We start from the raw sequence: 19,653 nt of genomic DNA, 5'->3' as shown, positions 1-19,653 counted from the left end.
GGGCCACCTTCGCTTTGAAAGCCGGACTGTGATTCCGGCGGGGTCGTCTGGGCATGGTCGTCTCCTGTGCTCGGCAAAATAGCCGATCTGCAGGCAGAAATCTCACCTAACCTCGCTGTTCAGATTTCCCGAGCCACCTCTGTCACAACCCGCCTCATCCGCGAAGAAGTCCACCGTGACACCAGTGAGGCGCCAGACGCCAGCCAGCACATCACCTGAACTTCAACACCAGATCCTGCTATGCTGCGGCCCTTGGTGGATGCATACGCTGGGCGTGGCCGTGCTTCGCGCGGGATCGTGCACCAGAGAAGGGACGGCATGGACGCCGGCGCGCTCTCTTTCCGGAAACAAAAATGGCCCGCGTGAGCGGGCCATTTCTATTCTTTTGGTGTTTGTGCCTGACTATTGCAGACGCAGACGATCGACAGGGACGTTAGCCGCCGTACCCCAAGCGGTCGCAGTAGCGTTCGGTGCCCACTTAACAGTTGCCATTGTTCCGCAAGTTTCAACATCGGCGCGTACGCGGTACACGCCGTAAGTTGCGGGAAGGTCGGCGGTCGGCGTATCGGTGAACTCCTCCGTGGCGGGGTCAATGGCGCCGTCATTGTTCAGATCCATGGAGACAATGATCACTCCATCGCCGCCGGTCAGCGGGTTAACTCCGCCGCCAAGCGCACTTCCGTTCCGGCGCATCGGCGCATGCACGAAGCCTCGGGCTTCCAGAGTGCCCCCTTCGGTGCAGCGGACGCGAAGCACAGAGACTTCCGAAACCGCGGGCGTGCGAACGAGATCGGGGCGGTTTTCACCAAGCTCGAAAGCCCAGTAGACGATTGCGTTTTCCGTCGCCTTTCGTCCGTCAGGGAAATCTTGAAAGACAGTGATTTTGTCGTCCGAATAATAGCCTTCAACGCCGAAGGTCGCCGGTGCGTCGGGTGTTCCAACCAGGCCGTTATTGGCAGCCAGATTCATATTGAGCTCGAACAGGCCCGCATCCGTTGGCGGCAATGCGCGCAGGCGCGCATCCTTGTTGGGTACGAAGGCAACGCCGCCCTCTCCCAGAAGATTGCCGTTGCCTTTGATATAGTCTTCCGGTCCGTTGCAACGCACGTTGCTGCACGAACTGGCGGTCACAACGCCGAGCACCACGTTCTCGGCCACATCGGTGAACACTTCCGAAGCCGTGACTTCGCCCGTCGCGGTATCATACTCTGCCGTAATGATAACCGTGCCGCCGAGGATGCCAGCGAGTTGACGGCCATTCATCGATCCACCTTGCATCCAGGTACGTGTGGAAGCGAACGGGTTCGTTGTTGTTGTCGGTGTCACCAGAGCGGTCGTTGCATCGACTTTGATCTTTTGCCCCATGACCGTCATTGTTCCGGCGTTACCCTGCGTACCAGCCGTGACTTGGAATGACTGGACCGGCCCTTCGATCGCGACGGGTACGAGGACGCCCTGCGCATCAGCCGTTGCGTAAATACCTGCGAGCGCTGCAGCGCAAGCTGCAGACATAATGATTTTCCTGAACATAACGTCCCCTATTTTCCTTTTGAACCCAGACTGACTTGCGGCCCACCTGTTTGTCCCTCGGTGGGCCTAAGTTAATTCAGCATGAATATTGATTCAGATACAAGTAAATTCTCTATCGGAGCGATTTTAGTCAGTAGATTTGTGAAGAGAGCCAGAAATCATCGGGTTGCATCACCCACACAACGAAGCCGCCCAGCGCGATCCAGGGGCCAAAGGCGATCGCTGACGTCGCGCGGAGCGGCGCCGCCTTGCGAACGGATCCGGCGAGCGCCGCCGCGATGCCCGCGAGCGAGGCAATTAACAGCACGGGAGCAATTCCCGGCGCGCCGACCCACATGCCGAGCGCGCCCAGCAGCTTTGCATCGCCGCGCCCGAGGCCGTCGCGGCCCCGCAGGCGCCGGTAGAGAACTTCTACCAGCCACAGCAATCCAAAACCGATCACCACGCCCGCGAGGTGGACCGGCCAATCTGCAGGGCAGGTCAGTGCAACCATCACGGCGCCAAGCGCCAGAACGGCGGCATTCAGCGAATCGGGAAGCAGGTAGGTGCGCAGGTCGATGGCGGCGAGCGCCAGCAACAACCAGCCGAGCAACACCGTGAACACAAGCGTGCCCGGCGGCGCCCAGGCCACGCCGGCAAGAGCAAGCGCGCCGCCGGCGAGCTCGGTCAGGGGCGCAGACCATCCAATCGCGGCGTGGCAGGACCGGCAACGCCCCCGCATCGCGGCCCAGCTCAGCACCGGCACCAGTTCATACCAGGCAAGGGGCCGCTCACACGTCCTGCAGCGCGAGCGCCCGGCGATCCAGGATTCCTCACGCGCGAACCGGTCGGCCGCTGCGTCGATCCCGGACCCCATCAGCAGACCGGCGAGGACGAGGAAAAGTTCGAACGCCGTCATTCCTGTCCGCTCCGAACGGTGCGCATCGCTTGGCGTGGCGCGAAAAATGCGTATCGTTTCGATGGGTGGGACAAGGACAACCTCAAATGCAATCGAACGCTCAGATTCGCCGCACTCAGGCTGGCTTCAGCCTTATGGAACTGCTGGTGGCGCTTGTCATCCTGGCGCTCGTGATGGGCATCGTCGCGCCGCGCGTGATCGGCTATCTCAGCCGCGCCAAGTCGCAGACCGCAGAAGCGCAGGTGAAGAACATTCAGGGCGCGCTGGACTTGTTCCTGATTGATGTAGGCCGCTATCCGACCGAGGGCGAGGGGCTGAAAGCCCTGATCGAAGCGCCGGCCGGCGGCGCCGGCTGGGCGGGGCCCTATCTGGACAGTGAAGACGCGGTACCTCTGGATCCCTGGGGGAATCCCTATCTTTATACGTCTACTGAAGATGGGTTGCGAGTGCGCGTTTATTCGCTCGGGCGCGATGGCGCCGAAGGCGGCACCGGCGAGGACGCCGACATCGGCATTTCCGGCAAGACCTAATAACAAGGTATCGGCGAGGGCAGGGCGACGCCGACGGGTAGCACGGGATCTGGTCCAGCCGCGCGTTCCTCGACGAGTCGTCTCGGTCCTGAGTAAACGCCTGCCGGCGACCAGTAAGTCGCCGCAATCCCCGAGCGAAATCCTGAGCGCGTTTGAGCCAGGATCTCTATGACAACCGGCTCGCCGGCAAATGTCGATACAAATTCATCCGGGGCCAATGCGAAAGCGCCGCCTTCTTGGGGTGTTCCGCCGAGCGCAGAATTGTTGTTCAGCGCGGCCAGGACTTCGGTCGATGCGAAAACAGGATCGACCTGCGGCGTGTGAGAATGAACCGTAATATAGGGCAGCGCGGCGGCAATCAGCTCGGCCGGCAGCCCCAATACTTCGGAGATTTCGCCGGTGCGTGTAAAAGGACGGTTAGCGGGCCCATGCGGTAGGCCTTCGCGCGCATAATCTGTATTCTCCGCGCCGCCTACGCGGGATCGTGTGTCGCCATCGCGATAATCTGCAATGCGCGCGGCATATCGAGCAGCGTCAGGTCCGCGCGCGCCCAGCACAGCAAACAGGGACGCAAGCGTCTCTTCTTGAGACGCATTCAGATCAATGAAGGCCGTTATAGGACGTGCATTGATTATTATACGCCCGCTGTCAGTGTCGCATACGATCGGAAAGCCGCCGAACCTGTCTCCTTGAGGAAGCGCAAGCCGGGCGAGTGCGATACGTCGGCCGCTTTCGACCAACATGTCGCTGGATACGGCGTCCCTGAGCCGGTTGCCTTCCAGCGCGTCGAGATGGGAATCGCGGGCAATCAGCGCCGCAATCACTGCCATCAGGCCAATGGCCCAGATCACGAGGATGAGGGCGGCGCCCCGGTCCTGCGCCCTATGCGCACCGGGACGCCGCAAAGTCATGACACCGAGTCGTCGGCCGGCGCGTCAACGGCCGTGCGGCGGATGAAGGTGCTCTCGATCGACTTCATGCGGCGTACGAGATCATCCGTGACCGTCAGCGAGGCATCGGTGGAGCGGACCACGCGCGGCGTGATCATCACGAGCAGCTCCGTGCGCTGGGATTCGGTCGTCGTGGTCGAGAACAGCTTCCCAAGGAACGGCAGATCGCCCAGCAGCGGCACTTTGGTCTTCGAGTCCGACAGGCGCTCCCGCATCAGGCCGCCGAGGGCCACGCTTTGGCCGTCGCGAACCGACACGGACGTGCTGATGCGGCGTTGCTGGATCGTGGGCGAGTCGATGCCCGAAGACTGGGTGGCAACAACGTCGCTGACTTCCTGGTCGATCTCGAGGATGACGAGGCCGCTGTCATTCACGCGCGGCGTGACATTGAGAATGATGCCAGTGTCGCGAAGTGAGACGGAGTTCACGATCGGCGCATCCGGGTTGGTCACACTCACTGCAGATTGGGTCACGACCGGAACCTGGTCTCCAACCTGAAGGGTGGCGGTGCGATTGTCGAGTACCATCAGAGACGGCGCCGAAAGGATCTTCACATCTGTTATGCCCGCGACAGCGGAAAGGGCGGCGCGGCCGTCCTGACCGGAGAAGAGCACTGAGAATCCGGGGAACTGCGACGCCACGGCGCCGTTGGCCGCATCACTGAATGTCGTGTTGAACTCGCCGCTCTGGAAGAACCAGGTAAGGCCATAGGACAGACTGTCGGTCAGCGTCACTTCGGCGATCGTGGCTTCCAGGAAGACCTGGTTCGCCATGGCGTCGAGATGCGAGATGGCGTTTTCGAGCACGCCGAACTGTTCCGGCGTCGCGAGAGCGACGATGGAGTTGTTGGCGTCGTCTGCGATGATCCGTGCCGCCGGCCCTTTGCCGCGGCCGCCATTCAGCGAGACCGCACCGAGGCTCGCGCCTGCCATGCCTTCGCTATCTTCGTCCGTCGAGGCGAAGGCCGGCTGATCGCCGGGACGCAGGCCATAATCGCCGTCGCTGCCAGCTTCGCTGCCCGAAAGTGCGTCGGTGATGATGGTGGCGACTTCCGTCGCCGCACGGTTCTGGATCGGGATGACGTAAAGCTTCTGGCCGCCCTGACCGCCCGAACGATCAAGGCGCGAGATCCAGGCCTTGCCTTCGCTGATGTACTCCGCCTGCGGACTGACCACGACCACGGCATTGAGCCGGTCGAGCGGCACGAAACGCACGACACCGGCGAGCGGGCCGCCCGTGCTTGCGCCGAGCACCGTTTCCAGGTCGGAGACGATCTGGGTCGGCGACGAATAGGTGACCGGAACGGACGCGAAGGACATGCCTTCCATCCAGTTCACATCGAACACCGCGATGAGTTTTTCGGCTTCCGCAATCGCTGCAGAATTTCCCCGAAGGATGAGGATGTTGCGGATCGGATCGACTTCCGAACTCAGCGATTTGTCCGCGCTGCCGCTGAAGATTTCCTTGAGCGAGTCGGCCGACACGTAGCGCGGCGCGACGATTTTCATGTTGGCGCCGCCACCGGCAGAACCTGCCGACTGGCCCATGCCGACGATCCGGTAAAAGCCGCCCGCATCCACGAGTTCGGCGCCGCGGCTGGCCAGCACGCTTTCGAGCAGGCGAAGCGCGCCCTCCCGGGTCACAGGCCGGCTCGTCTGCAGCGACACGTCGCCATTGAGCTGCGTTTCGATGACATAGTTTTCGCGCAGGATGTCGCCGAGCACCTGCTGAATTGCGTCGGCCACAGGTACGGCATTCAGGTTGATGGTGATCGCGCCGCGCTCGCGGCCTGCGCCATCATTGAGCGAGCCGGTCAGGCGCGAGGCGTCGCCGAGCTGTTCAAAGCTGCCGTCGTCAGGCATGGCCGCTTCATCGACCACTGGGGCCGTCTCTGGCGCCGCTTCGGCCATCGCGGATGGCGCCGGCGGCGGCGTATAAGGCAGCGCATAGGTCGGCAGCGGTTTCGACGGCGCCGTCGTCGTTGTCGTCGTGCACGCCGCGAGCGCGACGGACGCCGCACCGCACAGCAGCAGGCCGCGAAGGCCCTTTATCACTGGTTTCCTGGTCAACATATTACTCTACCCCCGCATTCTGCTTTTTGAGTGCTCCGTCAGCGCTCCGGATAGAGATGGAGAGTCGTTCTGTACTCTCCCCTCGAAAGAACGACACGGTCCGACCGCACGCTTTCAAGAACCCATCCGTCAATCGTATTCCCACGGCTCACCCACTCCATGTCGCCATCGACATTTCGGCGCAGCGATGCACGGGCCATGCCATTCGCCAAAACCACGCCTTTGAGCTCGAACGGCGCCTCGGTGAGTTCTGCGCCGGCATCGGCGCCTGAGGTCAGTTCGGCCGCAAAAGGCTTGCGGTTCGGGTGAAAGAGCGGCTTTTCGGCGGAGCTCCGCGTGCGGTCGGATTGTGCGGTCATGGCGGGCATGTCCGGGGGAGACAGCGTTGGGCGCACCACGTCCGGCGTCTCAATCCGGCTCATCGCGCCCGTCGTCAGCAAAGTTAACCCGAGCAGAAGCAGGCCGCAAAAACCTGCCAAAGCAGCGGCCACGAAAGCGGTCGGTCCACGGACGAAAATCATCTATTTCTCCTCCGGGAGGGCATAGGCAAATACGTCGAGCCTGACCTGCAGGATCGGCGCTTCGATAATTCCTGCAGTACGGCTGCTGCCGGAAGACAGCTGGAAGTTGGCTTCCCGGATGAACAGGCGAGGATTCGAATGGTCCAGCGCGAAGAGGGCGTCGTCGAGTTGGCGCTGTGTCGCCATGGCGATCACGCGCACACCGGCTTCGCGCAAGTCGCCTGCGCGTCTCGCCTCGAGCGGTTGCACGCTCTTCAGGTCGGCGCCGGCATCCGCGAGGATGCGCCGGACGATGGCCTGTACGCTGGCCGCCGCTTGGGCATCGGTCGATGGGGGCAGGGCGAGCGTCGTGGCGCGCAGGCTGGCGACGCGGTCGTTGGAGGCGCCCTGCATGATCTCGGCAGAGGCCGCAATGCCGCGCCATTTTGCGAGATCGGCTTCGCCTTTGCGGATTTCTTCACGCTTTTCGCCAATCATTTCGACCACCGGCATCGCGATAGCAACGCCTGCAATCGCAACGGCTGCGACCAGCAGGGCGCCGGCAATCAGGGTCTGACGTTGACGGGGGAGGCTGTAGAAATTCATCCGTTGTCCTCCGTTTCGAAGGCCGGCGCAGTCACAACATCACTCTCCAGCAGCAGCTCGATGCGGAAGCGATCCGCCTGCAGACGGTCGTCGCGCATCATCGACGAGACAACGCGCGCCCCCGTGACGCCCGGAATGGATTCAAGTTTCGAGATCAATCCGTCTGACGACCTCGACAGGCCGACCAGCGAAAACTGCTTGCCATCATAAGCGAGCGCCTCGAGCCAGGAATCCTCAGGAAGCGCAGCGGCGATCTGGTCGAGCAGCGTCGTGAACCTTACTGGGCTTGCCGTGCGCTGTTCGATCAGGCGGATGGTTTCCACACGTGCCATCGCTTCGCGTTGCAGTTCGAGAACCGAGGCCGCCTCGGCGCGCACGACGTCCGTTTCACGTTGCAGCGCGCTCAGCTTGCGGTCCATGGACATGATCCCGAGCGTGCCTGTCAGCGCAGCCAGAACGAGCGCACCCAGCGCGAGGCCACGGTTCAGCTGCGGAAGGAAGGCATCGCTGCGCGCGCGCTGGCTTTCCGGAAGGAGGTTGAAACCGATGGGTTTGCCATCCGGCCCCGCGACGTCCACGCCGGCTAGATCGATACGGTTTGCCGCCGCAAGATCGATCAATTCGGACATTACCGTCCGCTTAACCAGCGCCTGCTCCGCAAGGAGCTGGCCGCCTTCTTCCGCGCCTGCGATTATGCGGCAATCATCATGAACTTCGTCAAGTTCGAACGGCGTATCGGCGGCAATCTGGAGGCGCATCGCGTTGCGCAGGTGCGCCTCGGACGTAGCCGGCAATCGGCGCTGACGCAGGAAAGCCTCATCCGGTGACAGAAGCGCGAGTACATCTCCTGAGCGAACTTTCGACCGGGCACTCCCGCTATCGGCGATTGATCCCACCGGCGTTCCGTCTGCGGAGTAAACGGTGAAGCTGTCGCCATCCCGGCGCACGATTACCCAGTTCCGGTTAGGCACAAAAGCGGCCTTCAGCCAGGCGGGCAGCATGCTGGAAAGTGTGACGCCCCACCAACGCAAGAATTCACGCGGCGTCATCGCCGAGGCGGCGGGCGCGCGATCGTTGCCGAGGGAGTTTCCCTGGTCCATAGGCATGTTTCGGTCCCCAAGCCCCCTCCGGTCTCCCCCGAGACTGGAAAAGGCTCTGCTCTATTGTTGATGCAAATCGTCAGGAGTCAATTCACCCCCTTTGCGGTTCGCGGTCTTCTATGATGTTATGCAAATGGCACACCACATGCTTGTCAGGGGAGGCAGGCACCGTGTGCTGAGTTTGTGTGGGGACATCGCAGGCATGAAGACGCAGGCTAAATTGGGCACCGCGCGCGCAATGGACGGCCGTAAGGAAATCTGGCTGTCGCTTGGGCAGTCATTGGTTTCCAAGCGCCACATTAATGATGGCAAGCTCGCCCGCGCACTCTCCTCGGTGGAGAAAACGGGAGAGCCGCTTCCCTCTGTCCTTGTGAAGCTCGGGCTGTGCTCGGAAGAGGCGGTCGCCATGACGCTCGCCGAAGTGCTCGGCCTGACTTACGCCAAACATGCCGGTTCGCCGCGCATTCCTGCCGATCTGGCCGGCCTGCGTCCGCGTTTCCTTCTGGACGCCAATGTTGTGCCGCTGGCCGTTGAGGCCGGCGAGGTCGTGCTCGCGATGGCCGACCCGCTGGACGATGAAGCGACCAATGCGGTAGCCTACAAGACCGGTCTGAACGTGCGCCGCGTTGCGGCGACAAGGTCCGATATCCGGGCCTGGCTGTCGGCGATCAAGCCGGGTCAGGATGCCGGGGCTGCGGACGAGACGGCTGTCTCAATTTCGGACACCGATATCGAACGCCTGATCGATTTGGCACGCGGCGCTCCCGTCATCCGCTGGGTCGAGGACGTCCTTGCGATGGCGGTCGAGGCGCGCGCATCCGACATTCATATCGAACCCGAGCGCGATCACGTGAGGGTCCGCATGCGGCTCGACGGCGCGATGACGCCCGTGAATCTTCCCGTGGCAGGCACACCTGAAGCGCTGGTTTCGCGTATCAAGATCCTCGCCAAGCTGAACATTGCCGAGCGCCGCCTTCCGCAGGATGGGCGGATCCGGACCGCCGTGCGCGGCCGCGACATTGACCTGCGGGTAGCCACCATGCCGAGCCTGCATGGGGAAACCGTGACGCTGCGCCTGCTCGACCAGACGGCTGCGCATCTGGACCTGCCGGCGCTTGGTCTGTCGGATCATGCACGCGCCCGGTTGGTTGATGCCTTTGCCCGCCCGAACGGTATCACGCTGGTGACGGGACCGACCGGTAGCGGCAAGACCACCACGCTTTACGCGGCCTTGCGACACCTGATGAGCCCACAAGTGAAGTTCATGTCGGTGGAAGACCCGGTCGAGTACGAAATCCCGGGTGTTTCGCAGATCCAGGTCAAGCCAGAGATCGGAATGACCTTTGCGCGCGCGCTGAGGTCGGTGCTGCGCCATAACCCCAACGTGCTTATGATCGGCGAAATCCGCGACCTTGAGTCCGCGTCGATTGCGGTCGAGGCGGCCCTCACGGGGCATATGGTGCTCTCCACCATCCACACCAACAACGCGCCCGCCACGATCACCCGACTGCTTGAGATGGGCATCGAGGACTATCTCGTGGCGAGTACCGTCAACGCCATCTCTGCCCAGCGCCTCGTGCGGTTGCTCTGCGAAGCCTGCAAACGACCGGAACCGCCGCCTCTGGCCATGCAAACCCGTTTGGCCCCGATGATCGCGGAAGGATTGAGCGCTCATTGGTGCGCCGCCACCGGCTGCGAACAATGCCGAGGGACGGGCTATAAGGGCCGGATGAGCCTTGCGGAAGTCATGCCGATGTCACCTACGATCGAAGCGGCGATCCTTGAAAAGGCGCCGGAAAGCCGCCTGCGCGCTGTGGCACGCTCGGAAGGCATGCTGACTCTGTTCGAAGAGGGCGTACGCGCTGCGGCAGCGGGCAAGACATCGCTGACGGAAGTGTTTTCCGTCATTGGTATGGATCTGCCGTAATGGCGCGCTTCCGCTACCGGGCGTATCAGGCGGACGGCCGCGTCGTCAGCGATTTCGTCGTCGCGGGATCGGAAGCCGATGCCGTACGAGACCTGATGACGCTCGGCCTGACCCCCTTCGAAGTGACGGAGGCCGGATCGGCTTCCGCCGGCAAGTCCGTGTCGGGCGGTGGCAAGCAGCCTCCGCGCGTGCTCGCCGGCTTCTGCCGCAACCTCGCCTCGATGCTGGAGGGCGGCCTGCCGCTGGACGAAGCGCTCAAACTTCTGGCCGACGATCCGGAGGACAAGCGCGTAGCGCGCCTCGCATCGAACCTTCGCGCCAGTGTGCTTTCCGGGCGTTCGCTGGCCGAAGCGATGTCCGAACTGCGCGCCCCGCCAGCCGATTATGTGATCGGCCTGATCCGTGCCGGTGAAGAAGGCGGCTCTACGGTGCCGGTCCTGCACCGGTTGGCAAACTCCATCGACAATGAATTGCGCCTCGCTGAAGCCGTGCGCGGCGCCCTGATCTATCCGGTGATCCTGTTGCTGACCGCGCTGGTCTCAATCGGAATCATCCTGCTCGTCGTGGCACCTGCATTGGAGCCGGTTCTGGAATCTGCGGGCAGCAACACGCCTGCGGCAGCGGCCTGGTTGATGGGCGCTTCGCACGGCCTGCGCGACAGCTGGCCGGTGCTGACGATCGGCCCGCTCGCCATCTGGCTGCTGGCCATGAGCTGGTCGCGCACACCGGCCGGCCGGCGCTCGCTCAGCGCGCTGGTCCTGCAATTACCCGCCGTCGGGCCGCTCGTGCGCGACATGGAATCGGCGCGCTGCCTTTCATCGCTTTCGGCCTTGCTGGAGAATGGCGTGAGCCTTGTTCCGGCGATGGAAATTGCCGGGCAGGGCGCGCGCAACCCTTTGGTTCGCCGCTCCATCGACCGCATAACCGGCGAGGTCCGAGTCGGCGTGCGCCTGTCGGACGCGATGATGGAAGACGGTTTCCTTCCGATGGCGGCGGCCCAGCTGGCGGCCGTCGGTGAACGCTCCGGCGACATGGCGACCCAGCTGGCGCAGGCGGCGACCATCCTCGAAACCCGCAGCAGCCGGCGCATCGCCACGCTGACAACTCTGGCCGGGCCAGTGATGACGCTGGCGCTCGGCGTCCTGATCGGCGGCATCGTGCTGACCCTTCTCAGCGCCATCATGAGCGTCAATGACCTCGCCCTCTGATCCCCGGCGCTCGGCGGGCTTCTCGCTGCTCGAGCTGATGGTGGCGCTCACCATCCTCGCGCTGGCGATGGGGGTTGTCTCGATTTCGGCGTCGCGCCGCAGCCCGTCTTTCGAGATCCAGCGCCTCGCCGGCGAAGCGGTCAGCCTCTTGCGGGAGGCGCGGCTGGCGGCACAGACGAGCGGCCGCCCCGCTGTGGTGACGTTTGATCCGGAAGCGCGCGAGTTGCGCCGAGCCGGCAGCCGGACAATGGCGATTCCGGACGGTGTGGAGGTTAGTCTGGTCTCGTCCGCGTCGGCCGGGCGGTCGGCAATCGTGTTTTTTCCGGACGGTTCGTCTTCCGGCGGGGCGTTCGCGCTGGACGGTGCCGGCCGCCGGGAGCGGGTGACGGTGGACTGGCTGACCTCGCGTATCGAACGGCAGGGCGCGCGATGACCCAGCGCGGTTTTACCCTGATGGAAACCCTTGTGGCGCTTGTGATTTTCAGCCTGGCCAGCATGGCCCTGCTGGAGCTTTATTCACGTTCGGCGCGCGCCAAGGCGGCGCACGATTCTCTGATCGAGCGCACGCACCGCGCGCAGAGCCTGCTCGTCGATCTCGACCTGGCGCCCCGGTTCGAGCCCGCGCAGCGCGGCAGGGATCCTGACGGAACGACCTGGGAAATCACCATGGTCCCGGTTGGCGCCAATCTGGTGCGAATTGATGTTACGGTGACCGACCGCGCGGGCAGACAGGCGCACCTGCAGACGCTTCGCCTGCCTGGCGAGCTTGGAATGGAGGCCTCGCCATGAGCCTCAGCCCGAAAGGTTCGGCCGGTTTCAGCCTGCTCGAAATGCTGGTCGGGCTTACCCTGCTGGCGTTGATCTCCGTGGCGGTGACGCAATCCGTCCGTACAGGGCTCAGGCTCTGGCAGGCGGCTGAGGCCAATGACAGCGAAAGCGAGTGGCAGCAGACGGGATGGCTGATCGAGCGCTGGTTATCGCGCGCGCTTTCCCCGAAATCGTTCGATCTCGACAGCCGCGTCATCTTCGAGGCGAACCCGGATGGCGTGCGCTTTCTTGTCGATGGACAGGTGGGTCGCAAGCCATCCGGCTATTCGCGTATCGCTCTGATTGCAAAAGAAAATCCGGTTTGCCCGTCGCGGTCGGATTTCGTCCTGACCTGGGAAGATGTGTCTTTTGCCGGCCACTTTGCGCCCGGTGCCAGCGACGAGCGCGTTCTGTTCGAATGTGTTGATGGTCTCGCGTTCGAATATGTCTCGGCTACGCAGACGGAGCGTGCTTTCGCGGCCGGAGAGGTGTTCGAAACCTCCGACGAGCTTCCGCGCGTGGTACGGATCCGCTTCACCGCTGGTGGAAAAGCGCACACGCTTTCGGCGCGCCTTCAATATGCAAGGTGAGCCGTAGTCTCCAGCAGGGCGGCCTCTGGATTCTATTGAACTCGTCAGGCGAATTTCTGCGAACCGCTCGCGCAATACTTGAGCAGCCACAGGAATTTCTGAATTCTGCCTTAATTTGCTGTGGACGCACGGGCGTCTCTGACTTATACCCAAAGATGTGTTCGGATCGGGACAATCCGTGCACGGTCTTTTTTTATAACGTCATCTTTTTGGGAGGGGGACGTGTTGGGTGGGATTTCCAAGCTAGCCGTCGGGCTGGCTGTTTGCGCAATCAGCGCATTCGCGAGCAATTTTGAAGCTCAGGCACAACTACCGGTATGCGGCAGGACGGTGAAAGCGGAGGTGGTCGCCTTCGACCAACCGCTGATGTTCAACCGCATCGGTGCGCAAAACGTCAACGGCATGATCTACGCCCTCCGATCGGATGTGGTGGATCAGTCGACTGGCAAGCCTGAGGCGGCCGGCGGCACGCTGACGGCCGGCAACGTTCTCCTTCGCCCTGACAAGCGCCCCCGGCCCATAGCGCTGCGTGTGGCTGTCGGCGATTGCCTTGAGGTGAAGTTCACCAACCTGCTCAGCTCGCAGTCAAACCCGCGCAATGCAACGCCGGAGATCATGACGATCAACGATCAGGTTGCGGAGCGCCGCGCAGGGTTCACCCCCCTCGGCCTGAGCGCACTTGATTCGGCCGGCGACACCTCGTCCTTCGTCGGCAAGAACGCGAACACGCTGGCTGCTCCCGGCCAGACGCGCACCTACCGTTTCTATGCCGACGCTGAAGGCCAGCACCTCGTGCTCTCCCATGCTGTCACGTTCGGCGGCGAAGGCACTGCCGGCAACCTTGCCAACGGCCTCTTCGGCGTCGTCGTGGTCGAGCCGCTCAATGCCAGCTTCCACCGCAGCCAGGTGACCGAAGAGGACATGCGCCTCGCCACCATCGGTACCACGCCTGCCGGCCAGCCAATCATCAATTACGAAGCGCGCTACCCCAATCGCGCGCCGTGGACGCTTGAAGGCAAGGCCGGACGGCCGATCCTCAACATGCTCGATATCCAGGGCTCGAGCGTTCAGATCGTCTCCAGCGATGTAACGGCCATCATCTCGGGAACAAACCCCGATGGCTCCTTTGCGCCTGAGACCTATCCCCTTGAAGCTCAAGGAAAACGTAACCCTGCGCTCCCGAACCGCCTTGAGCCGTTCCGGGAGTTTGTGGCCATTTTCAACGACGAAACGGTCTCGAAACAGGCCTTCCCGTTCTGGTATGAAGATCCGGTCTTCCAGCACACGCTGCATGGCGTGGGCGACCACTTCATGATCAACCAGGCTGCGGCTGGTGTTGGCTCTGAGGTCATTGCGAACCGTCTTCGCGTCGGTCCGGCGCACGACTGCCTGTCGTGTGCGTATGAGGAGTTCTTCCTGACCTCGTTCGCCATGGGCGATCCGGCACAGCTCGTCGATATTCCGGCCAATGCGGGCCTCGAATTCTGCACGCCGCAGCCCGGAGATCCGTTCTGTGAACGCGATCCGAGCATCCGCGCGACTTATGTGAAGTACCCGGACGATCCGGCCAACGTTTCGCACTCGTATATCGGTGACTTCGTGAAGTTCCGGAACCTGCATGCAGGTCCGAAGGAACACCACGTGTTCCACCTTCACAATCACCAGTGGCTGGCGCACCCGGACGACGACAACTCCAACTATCTCGATGCCCAGGGCATCGGGCCGGGGGGCAACTACACCTACGAAATCGCGTTTGGCGGCTCGGGCAACCGGAACAAGTCGGCCGGCGATGCCATCTATCACTGCCACTACTATCCGCACTTTGCCCAAGGCATGTGGGCCCTGTGGCGCAGCCACGACACGTTCGAGCCGGGCACCCGGCTTGACGTTTCCGTGGGCGCAGACGGCTTCCACAACAACGCGTTCGCGCTCGAAAGCGGCAAGCCCGCGCCCGGTGCGCGCGCCTATCCGGATGGTGAAATACTCGCCGGCGCTCCGATCCCCGCGCTAGTTCCGCTGCCAGGCAAGGCGCTCGCGCCGATGCCGGGCCGTGTCTATGTGGCCGCCGTCGACAAGAACAATGACGGTCAGCCGGAATCCAGCCAGGCGGTCATCGACCGCGCGGATACGGATCCCTCGCTGATCGACGTGCGTCCGGTCCTGGCTTCGCTGAACCCCGCGGATCCCGAAAACCAGCTCAACCCGACCGGCCTCAAGAACCCCGGCTATCCGTTCTGGATCGGCGGCATGGAAGGGGCGATCGGTCAACGCGCGCCTTCACCGCCGCTCGATATGGCACCCAACCCGAGCGACCCGACAACGGGTGGCTGGGACGGCGGCCTGCCGCGCCACTTCCTCGATGGCTATGCTGTCGGTGGCGTGACCGAAGAGCACCAGACCCGTTTCTCGTTCGAGAAGCACCTTGAGAAAGCCAAGGCCCGCTTCATTAGCGAGTACGGAAACGACGTCGAACGCGCGGCCATGTCGTTCCACGCGACCCGCTTCCATCCGACCTTCCGCCAGCTTCTGGACGGTTCGATCCAGTCGGCTTCCTTCCGTTCGAACGGACAGTTGCCGCACCCGGGATCTCCGTTCTTCGAGCCTTGCATGGACGATGAGGGCGACCTGTTCACCACCGGTACGGTTGGCCAGTTCTTCTCGGGCACGGCGGGCGGTGTGGCGAACACGTTCACTGCAGCCTTCGGTGCCGACAATCCACGCGTCTACAAGGCCGCGAACATCCAGCTCGATGTGGTCTTCAACAAGCTCGGCGATCACTTCCCGCAACAGCGCATCATCACGCTGTGGGAAGACGTTGCGCCGACCCTGGCCAAGACGCGTCCGCCGGAGCCATTCGTGTTCCGTCTGAACTCCTATGACTGCGCCATGTACTACCAGACGAACCTGATCCCAGAGTTCTACATGGTGGACGATTACCAGGTGACGACGCCGACCGACATCATCGGCCAGCACATCCACCTTCCGAAATGGGACCTCGTCTCGGCCGACGGCTCGGCCAACGGCTGGAACTATGAGGATGGCGTTCTCGGGGCTGAAAGCGTCCGCAACCGGATCGCGGCGATCAACCGCTATACCCTCGAAGAAGGCACGGGCGAGCAACTGCTGACGCCGCTCGCACACCCCTTCTTCGGCGCTGGTCCGAATGGCAAGTACCTCGGCGCCCGCACTATGATGCAGCGTTGGTTCGTGGATCCGCTCCACAACCTGAATGGACGCGACCGCGGTCTCGGCGTAACCTTCACGCACGACCACTTCGGCCCGTCGACGCACCAGCAGGTGGGCCTGTACGCCACGCTTCTCGTGAACCCGGCAGGGTCGACCTGGAAGCACAACGAAACCGGCGTGCCGCTTTATACTCGTGCAGACGGTGGTCCGACATCGTGGCAGGCCATGATCCTGGCCGGCGATATCGATGGCGACGGCGACGATGATTCCTTCCGCGAGTTCTATCTCGAGGCTCAGGATTTCGCCCACGCTTACAACAAGGATGCCTGGACCGGCGTCGACGCCAACGGCGATCCGGCTCCGCCCACGAACGATACGTTCCGCTATGCGCTGAACCCCTCGGTCCGCAAGGCCAAGGCGTTCCCCGATGCGGTCATCCTGTCGTCCGTGTGCCCCGGCGGTCTGCCGCGGCCCTGTCCGGAAGCCATTTCGGCCGACGATATCGGTACGTTCGTGATCAACTATCGCAACGAACCCGTGGGCTACCGCGTCTACGATCCCAACAAGATCGGTCCGGACGGCAAGCCCGGCATGCAAGCCGATGGCCTGGCGGGTGACCTTGCCTACGCCTTCCAGACGCGGACGGATCGCAAGATCCCGCAGCTCAACACCAAGCTTGGCTCGACGCCCTACCCGGCGATGACGAAAGACGTGCGCGATGGTGACCCCTTCACGCCGATCCTTCGCACCAATGCCGGTGACATCGTCCGTGTGAAGATCCAGGCCGGTGCGCACGAGCACGAGCACGTCTCATCAATCCACGGCATCAAGTGGCTCAACGGCGGTGGCGGCTTCGGCACCAGCCCGAACTCGGGTTGGCGGGCTGCGATGCAGGTCGGTCTGTCCGAAAAGGCGTCGTTCGCGTCGTCAATGTTCGGCGATATCGACCAGATCACCACGGTGTCCGACTACCTCTACACGTCCGACTCTTCGCATGAAGGGTTCTGGACGGGCAGCTGGGGCGTCATGCGCACCTATGAGACGGCGCGTCCGGATCTGGCAAACCTGCCGAACAACCCGCGCGGTGTTCCGATCTCCATTACCAACCGGAACGAGTTCAACGGGGTCTGTCCGAAATCGGCGCCGGTCCGCAGCTATGACATCACGGCGGTTGCGGTGAACAAGGTGATCAACACGCCTTACAATACGTCGATCATTCCGGCCGATGCCTCTGCATTCATGCACGTGGGCGGACCGCTGGATCCCAATGGCGGCACGCTGCGGTACAACTCGCGCGGCACTTCGCTCACCAATGGCGAGCAAGGCCCGCTGCACGACCCGACGGCACTGGTCTACGTTCCGACGTCCGATCTCCGCAAGGACATCGTCACGGATGCCGACCGGGCCCAGTGCGCCAACAGATATGGCGGCGTGCAAAACCCGATGTGCCCGGCGAAGCTGCCGAACAATTACAAGTTCGAGCCGATTTCGCTCCGGGCCATTGCGGGTGAGTGTATCGAAGTGACATTGCGCAACCGTCTGCCCGACCTGGTGCCAGATCTCGCAGGCTATGTTACGCAGCACTACACGGTCATCCGTGATCGTTCCGATCCGGCCGGCTACACCACGTTCAACAACAACCTCATCCGTCCTTCGAGCCATGTCGGCTTCCACACCCAGAAAGTGGAATTTGACATATCGCGCGATAATGGTGTGAACGTCGGTATCAACCCGGTTCAAACCATCGCGCCGGGCAGCACGCGCACCTATCGCTTCTATGCCGGCGATCTTGAGCTCGGACCCGGGGCCAGGGGTGCAGGTGAAGGTAAGGGCGGCGGCGCATCTGGCGGTCTTTGGGGCAACACTTTCGAGATGGTGGCCCGACCGGTCGAGTATGGCGGCATGCCGATCATGCCGGCAGACCTGATCAAGCAGGGCCAGAAAGGTCTGTTCGGTATGCTGACGGTCCTGCCTGCAGGCTCGACCTTCACCGTTGATCCTGACACGACCGCCCAGGCGACCGTTGTGCTACCGGGTGGCCAGCAGGTCCGTGACTTCTCGATGATCATCCAGAAGGCGATCAACCTGCGCTACCGCGACGGCACGCCGGTCGAAAATATCGCAGGCGAAGGCCCCGGTGTGCCCGAAGACGCTCACGATGCGGGCGCGGCCTCTGTCAACTATGGCACAGAGCCGCTCTGGTTCCGCTTCGGTCTGGCCGCAGGTTCGGATTGGGGTATCGGCGGCGCGGGTCACGTTGATCCGGGCGGCGGCGCCCCCGGCGATGGCACCTTGCCGGTGCCCACCGGCCCGGGTTTCGCCACCGTCGCCAATGCCTTCCGCGCGTATTCCAACACGCTGACAGGCGGGAATGATCCTCAGACCCCGGTCTACAAGGCCGCGCCTGGACAGGAGTTCCGGCTGCATGTGTCCACCCCTGTGGGTTATGCCCGGAGCACGACGCTGACCATTCTGGGTCACAACTGGCGTGAGGAGCCATTTATCTCGGTGAATGGTCCGTCCGATGTCATGGCTAATACCTGGCGTGCACGCTATCGCTCGACGGCCGACAATATTGTCACCGGCACGAGCTGGAACATCCTGACCAAGGCAGGCGGTTCGCAGTCCGCGCCCGGCGACTACCTCTTCCGTGACGTGGCCTCGTTCGGCAACACCAACGGTATCTGGGGTATTGTCAGGGTCGAAGAGCCAGGCACTACTCCATAAATCCAGGGTTCGGGGTGGGCATGAATTTTGCTCACCCGGTCCTTGGGATTGTAGACTTTTGGGTACCGGGACATGACGCCAATTTGGAAATCTGACCGGCTTCGCAAATATGCACCTTACATCGCGCTGGCTGCCGGGATTCTGGCATTCGGCGCGTTCTTCTTATTGCGTGGCCCTACCGATACCATTTCGGCACGGTCCATTTCCCGTGAAGGACTGAAGGTCGATTTCTCGGTAACGTCCGTGGTCTCCCCGGATGAGCCGCTTAAAGCCGGCGACATCGCGCGGGTCAGCCTGAAGTTCACAGACACCAACACCGGCAAGCCGGTAACCGGCCTTCTGCCCGCCGCCTGGATTGACCCGCTCCGAAAGGGCACCCAGTCTGACAAGGAATCCTGCCGCGCCGCAGCGGCGACTTATCTGAGCGGCTATGTCGGCATCCGGCCGATGATCGACCTCAACAGTTATTATATCGTCGTGCTCAATGCTGACCCGACGATCGCCGTCATCGATCCGATCATCGGGGTTCGCGGGATCACCAAATTGCTCACCCAGGTTATCCTGCCGGGGCCGCCAGAAGACTGGGCACGCTCGGCCGACGAGAAGCAGGTCTATGTGGCCATGCCGACGTCCGATGCCGTCAGCTTTGTCGATCTCGACTCGTTCCGCCTGATCAACACGGTCAAGGTTGGCGAACGCCCCACACGGATCACGGTACAGCCCGACGGGCGCTATGCGTGGATCGGCACGGTCGGCGCCAAGCCCGGCGTTTCTGTGTTGGACACCGAAAAGCAGGAAGTCAAAGCCCATATCGAGACAGGCACAGGCCATCACGAACTCATCGTGACCGCCGACAACCGGTTTGTGCTCGCCACCAACCGGGACGACCGCACCGTCAGCATTATCGATGCGCGCAAGATGAAAAAGACGAAGGACGTTCCGATCAAGGGCGTCCCGATCTCGCTGGCCTATTCGTCGCTGTCCAAGTCGGCCTATGTTGCCGATGGCGAAACGGGCGAGGT

Annotated in this window: 15 protein-coding genes; 8 read left to right on the top strand and 7 right to left on the bottom strand. The window is 62.7% G+C overall.

Going from position 1 to position 19,653, the window contains the following annotated elements; all coding sequences use genetic code 11:
- Nucleotides 1–402 precede the first annotated feature (402 nt).
- Together GC148_RS12810 and GC148_RS12805 are read right to left on the bottom strand one after the other, a co-directional pair.
- Nucleotides 403–1,530 (bottom strand): hypothetical protein, encoded by a 1,128-nt coding sequence (locus GC148_RS12810; RefSeq protein ID WP_291071244.1) that lies wholly within the window; start codon nucleotides 1,528–1,530, stop codon nucleotides 403–405.
- 130 nt (nucleotides 1,531–1,660) lie between these two features.
- Entirely contained in the window at nucleotides 1,661–2,428 is a 768-nt protein-coding gene (locus tag GC148_RS12805) for an A24 family peptidase (RefSeq protein WP_291071242.1), read from the bottom strand.
- A gap of 86 nt (nucleotides 2,429–2,514) precedes the next feature.
- Here GC148_RS12805 and gspG point away from each other — a divergent pair, with 86 nt between their 5' ends.
- Nucleotides 2,515–2,958 carry a type II secretion system major pseudopilin GspG gene (gene gspG, locus GC148_RS12800; protein WP_291071240.1) on the top strand — a complete coding sequence of 148 codons (444 nt, stop codon included), beginning with the start codon at nucleotides 2,515–2,517 and terminating at the stop codon, nucleotides 2,956–2,958.
- Here gspG and GC148_RS12795 read toward each other — a convergent pair.
- From GC148_RS12795 to GC148_RS12775, 5 genes are all read right to left on the bottom strand, one after another.
- Nucleotides 2,955–3,788: a type II secretion system protein GspK gene (locus GC148_RS12795; protein ID WP_291071238.1), complete on the bottom strand. Its 834-nt coding sequence runs from the start codon at nucleotides 3,786–3,788 to the stop codon at nucleotides 2,955–2,957. The genes gspG and GC148_RS12795 overlap by 4 nt on opposite strands.
- Nucleotides 3,789–3,865: 77 nt before the next feature.
- Complete coding sequence (gspD, locus tag GC148_RS12790) at nucleotides 3,866–5,977, bottom strand: type II secretion system secretin GspD (protein ID WP_291071236.1); 2,112 nt, start codon at nucleotides 5,975–5,977, stop codon at nucleotides 3,866–3,868.
- Between the two features lie 41 nt (nucleotides 5,978–6,018).
- Nucleotides 6,019–6,501, bottom strand: a complete 483-nt coding sequence (locus GC148_RS12785) for a hypothetical protein (protein ID WP_291071234.1) — start codon at nucleotides 6,499–6,501, stop codon at nucleotides 6,019–6,021.
- A complete protein-coding gene (gene gspM / locus GC148_RS12780) occupies nucleotides 6,502–7,086 on the bottom strand; it encodes a type II secretion system protein GspM (RefSeq protein WP_291071232.1) in 585 nt (194 codons plus the stop codon).
- Nucleotides 7,083–8,192, bottom strand: coding sequence for a PilN domain-containing protein (locus GC148_RS12775; RefSeq protein ID WP_291071230.1), 1,110 nt, complete (start codon nucleotides 8,190–8,192; stop codon nucleotides 7,083–7,085). The genes gspM and GC148_RS12775 overlap by 4 nt, the downstream gene beginning before the upstream one ends.
- Before the next feature lie 196 nt (nucleotides 8,193–8,388).
- On the opposite strand from GC148_RS12775, the gene GC148_RS12770 reads away from it, so the two are divergent.
- From GC148_RS12770 to GC148_RS12740, 7 genes are all read left to right on the top strand, one after another.
- Nucleotides 8,389–10,113, top strand: coding sequence for a GspE/PulE family protein (locus GC148_RS12770; protein ID WP_291071228.1), 1,725 nt, complete (start codon nucleotides 8,389–8,391; stop codon nucleotides 10,111–10,113).
- Nucleotides 10,113–11,321: a type II secretion system F family protein gene (locus GC148_RS12765; RefSeq protein ID WP_291071226.1), complete on the top strand. Its 1,209-nt coding sequence runs from the start codon at nucleotides 10,113–10,115 to the stop codon at nucleotides 11,319–11,321. Before GC148_RS12770 ends, GC148_RS12765 begins: the two co-directional genes overlap by 1 nt.
- Nucleotides 11,305–11,754 carry a GspH/FimT family pseudopilin gene (locus GC148_RS12760; protein WP_291071224.1) on the top strand — a complete coding sequence of 150 codons (450 nt, stop codon included), beginning with the start codon at nucleotides 11,305–11,307 and terminating at the stop codon, nucleotides 11,752–11,754. The genes GC148_RS12765 and GC148_RS12760 overlap by 17 nt, the downstream gene beginning before the upstream one ends.
- Complete coding sequence (locus tag GC148_RS12755; RefSeq protein ID WP_291071222.1) at nucleotides 11,751–12,110, top strand: prepilin-type N-terminal cleavage/methylation domain-containing protein; 360 nt, start codon at nucleotides 11,751–11,753, stop codon at nucleotides 12,108–12,110. Before GC148_RS12760 ends, GC148_RS12755 begins: the two co-directional genes overlap by 4 nt.
- Complete coding sequence (locus tag GC148_RS12750) at nucleotides 12,107–12,718, top strand: prepilin-type N-terminal cleavage/methylation domain-containing protein (RefSeq protein ID WP_291071220.1); 612 nt, start codon at nucleotides 12,107–12,109, stop codon at nucleotides 12,716–12,718. The genes GC148_RS12755 and GC148_RS12750 overlap by 4 nt, the downstream gene beginning before the upstream one ends.
- Nucleotides 12,719–13,048: 330 nt before the next feature.
- Nucleotides 13,049–18,631, top strand: a complete 5,583-nt coding sequence (locus GC148_RS12745; protein WP_291071218.1) for a hypothetical protein — start codon at nucleotides 13,049–13,051, stop codon at nucleotides 18,629–18,631.
- Nucleotides 18,632–18,703: 72 nt separating this feature from the next.
- On the top strand, nucleotides 18,704–19,653 hold a 950-nt coding region (locus GC148_RS12740), incomplete at its 3' end, for a YncE family protein (protein WP_291071216.1).

The organism is Hyphomonas sp. (assembly GCF_016125515.1).
Lineage (GTDB): Bacteria > Pseudomonadota > Alphaproteobacteria > Caulobacterales > Hyphomonadaceae > Hyphomonas.
The sequence above is the reverse complement of the archived record's forward strand: the minus strand, read 5'-3'. Positions and strand labels throughout refer to the sequence as shown.

Excerpts from the sequence above, each read along its gene's own strand:
- GC148_RS12795 (WP_291071238.1), bottom strand. The coding sequence starts at position 3,788 with ATGGCAGTGATTGCGGCGCTGATTGCCCGCGATTCCCATCTCGACGCG.
- GC148_RS12760 (WP_291071224.1), top strand. The coding sequence starts at position 11,305 with ATGACCTCGCCCTCTGATCCCCGGCGCTCGGCGGGCTTCTCGCTGCTC.
- gspM (WP_291071232.1), bottom strand. The coding sequence starts at position 7,086 with ATGAATTTCTACAGCCTCCCCCGTCAACGTCAGACCCTGATTGCCGGC.
- GC148_RS12765 (WP_291071226.1), top strand. The coding sequence starts at position 10,113 with ATGGCGCGCTTCCGCTACCGGGCGTATCAGGCGGACGGCCGCGTCGTC.
- GC148_RS12775 (WP_291071230.1), bottom strand. The coding sequence starts at position 8,192 with ATGCCTATGGACCAGGGAAACTCCCTCGGCAACGATCGCGCGCCCGCC.
- GC148_RS12750 (WP_291071220.1), top strand. The coding sequence starts at position 12,107 with ATGAGCCTCAGCCCGAAAGGTTCGGCCGGTTTCAGCCTGCTCGAAATG.
- GC148_RS12805 (WP_291071242.1), bottom strand. The coding sequence starts at position 2,428 with ATGACGGCGTTCGAACTTTTCCTCGTCCTCGCCGGTCTGCTGATGGGG.
- gspG (WP_291071240.1), top strand. The coding sequence starts at position 2,515 with ATGCAATCGAACGCTCAGATTCGCCGCACTCAGGCTGGCTTCAGCCTT.
- GC148_RS12770 (WP_291071228.1), top strand. The coding sequence starts at position 8,389 with ATGAAGACGCAGGCTAAATTGGGCACCGCGCGCGCAATGGACGGCCGT.
- GC148_RS12785 (WP_291071234.1), bottom strand. The coding sequence starts at position 6,501 with ATGATTTTCGTCCGTGGACCGACCGCTTTCGTGGCCGCTGCTTTGGCA.
- GC148_RS12810 (WP_291071244.1), bottom strand. The coding sequence starts at position 1,530 with ATGTTCAGGAAAATCATTATGTCTGCAGCTTGCGCTGCAGCGCTCGCA.
- GC148_RS12755 (WP_291071222.1), top strand. The coding sequence starts at position 11,751 with ATGACCCAGCGCGGTTTTACCCTGATGGAAACCCTTGTGGCGCTTGTG.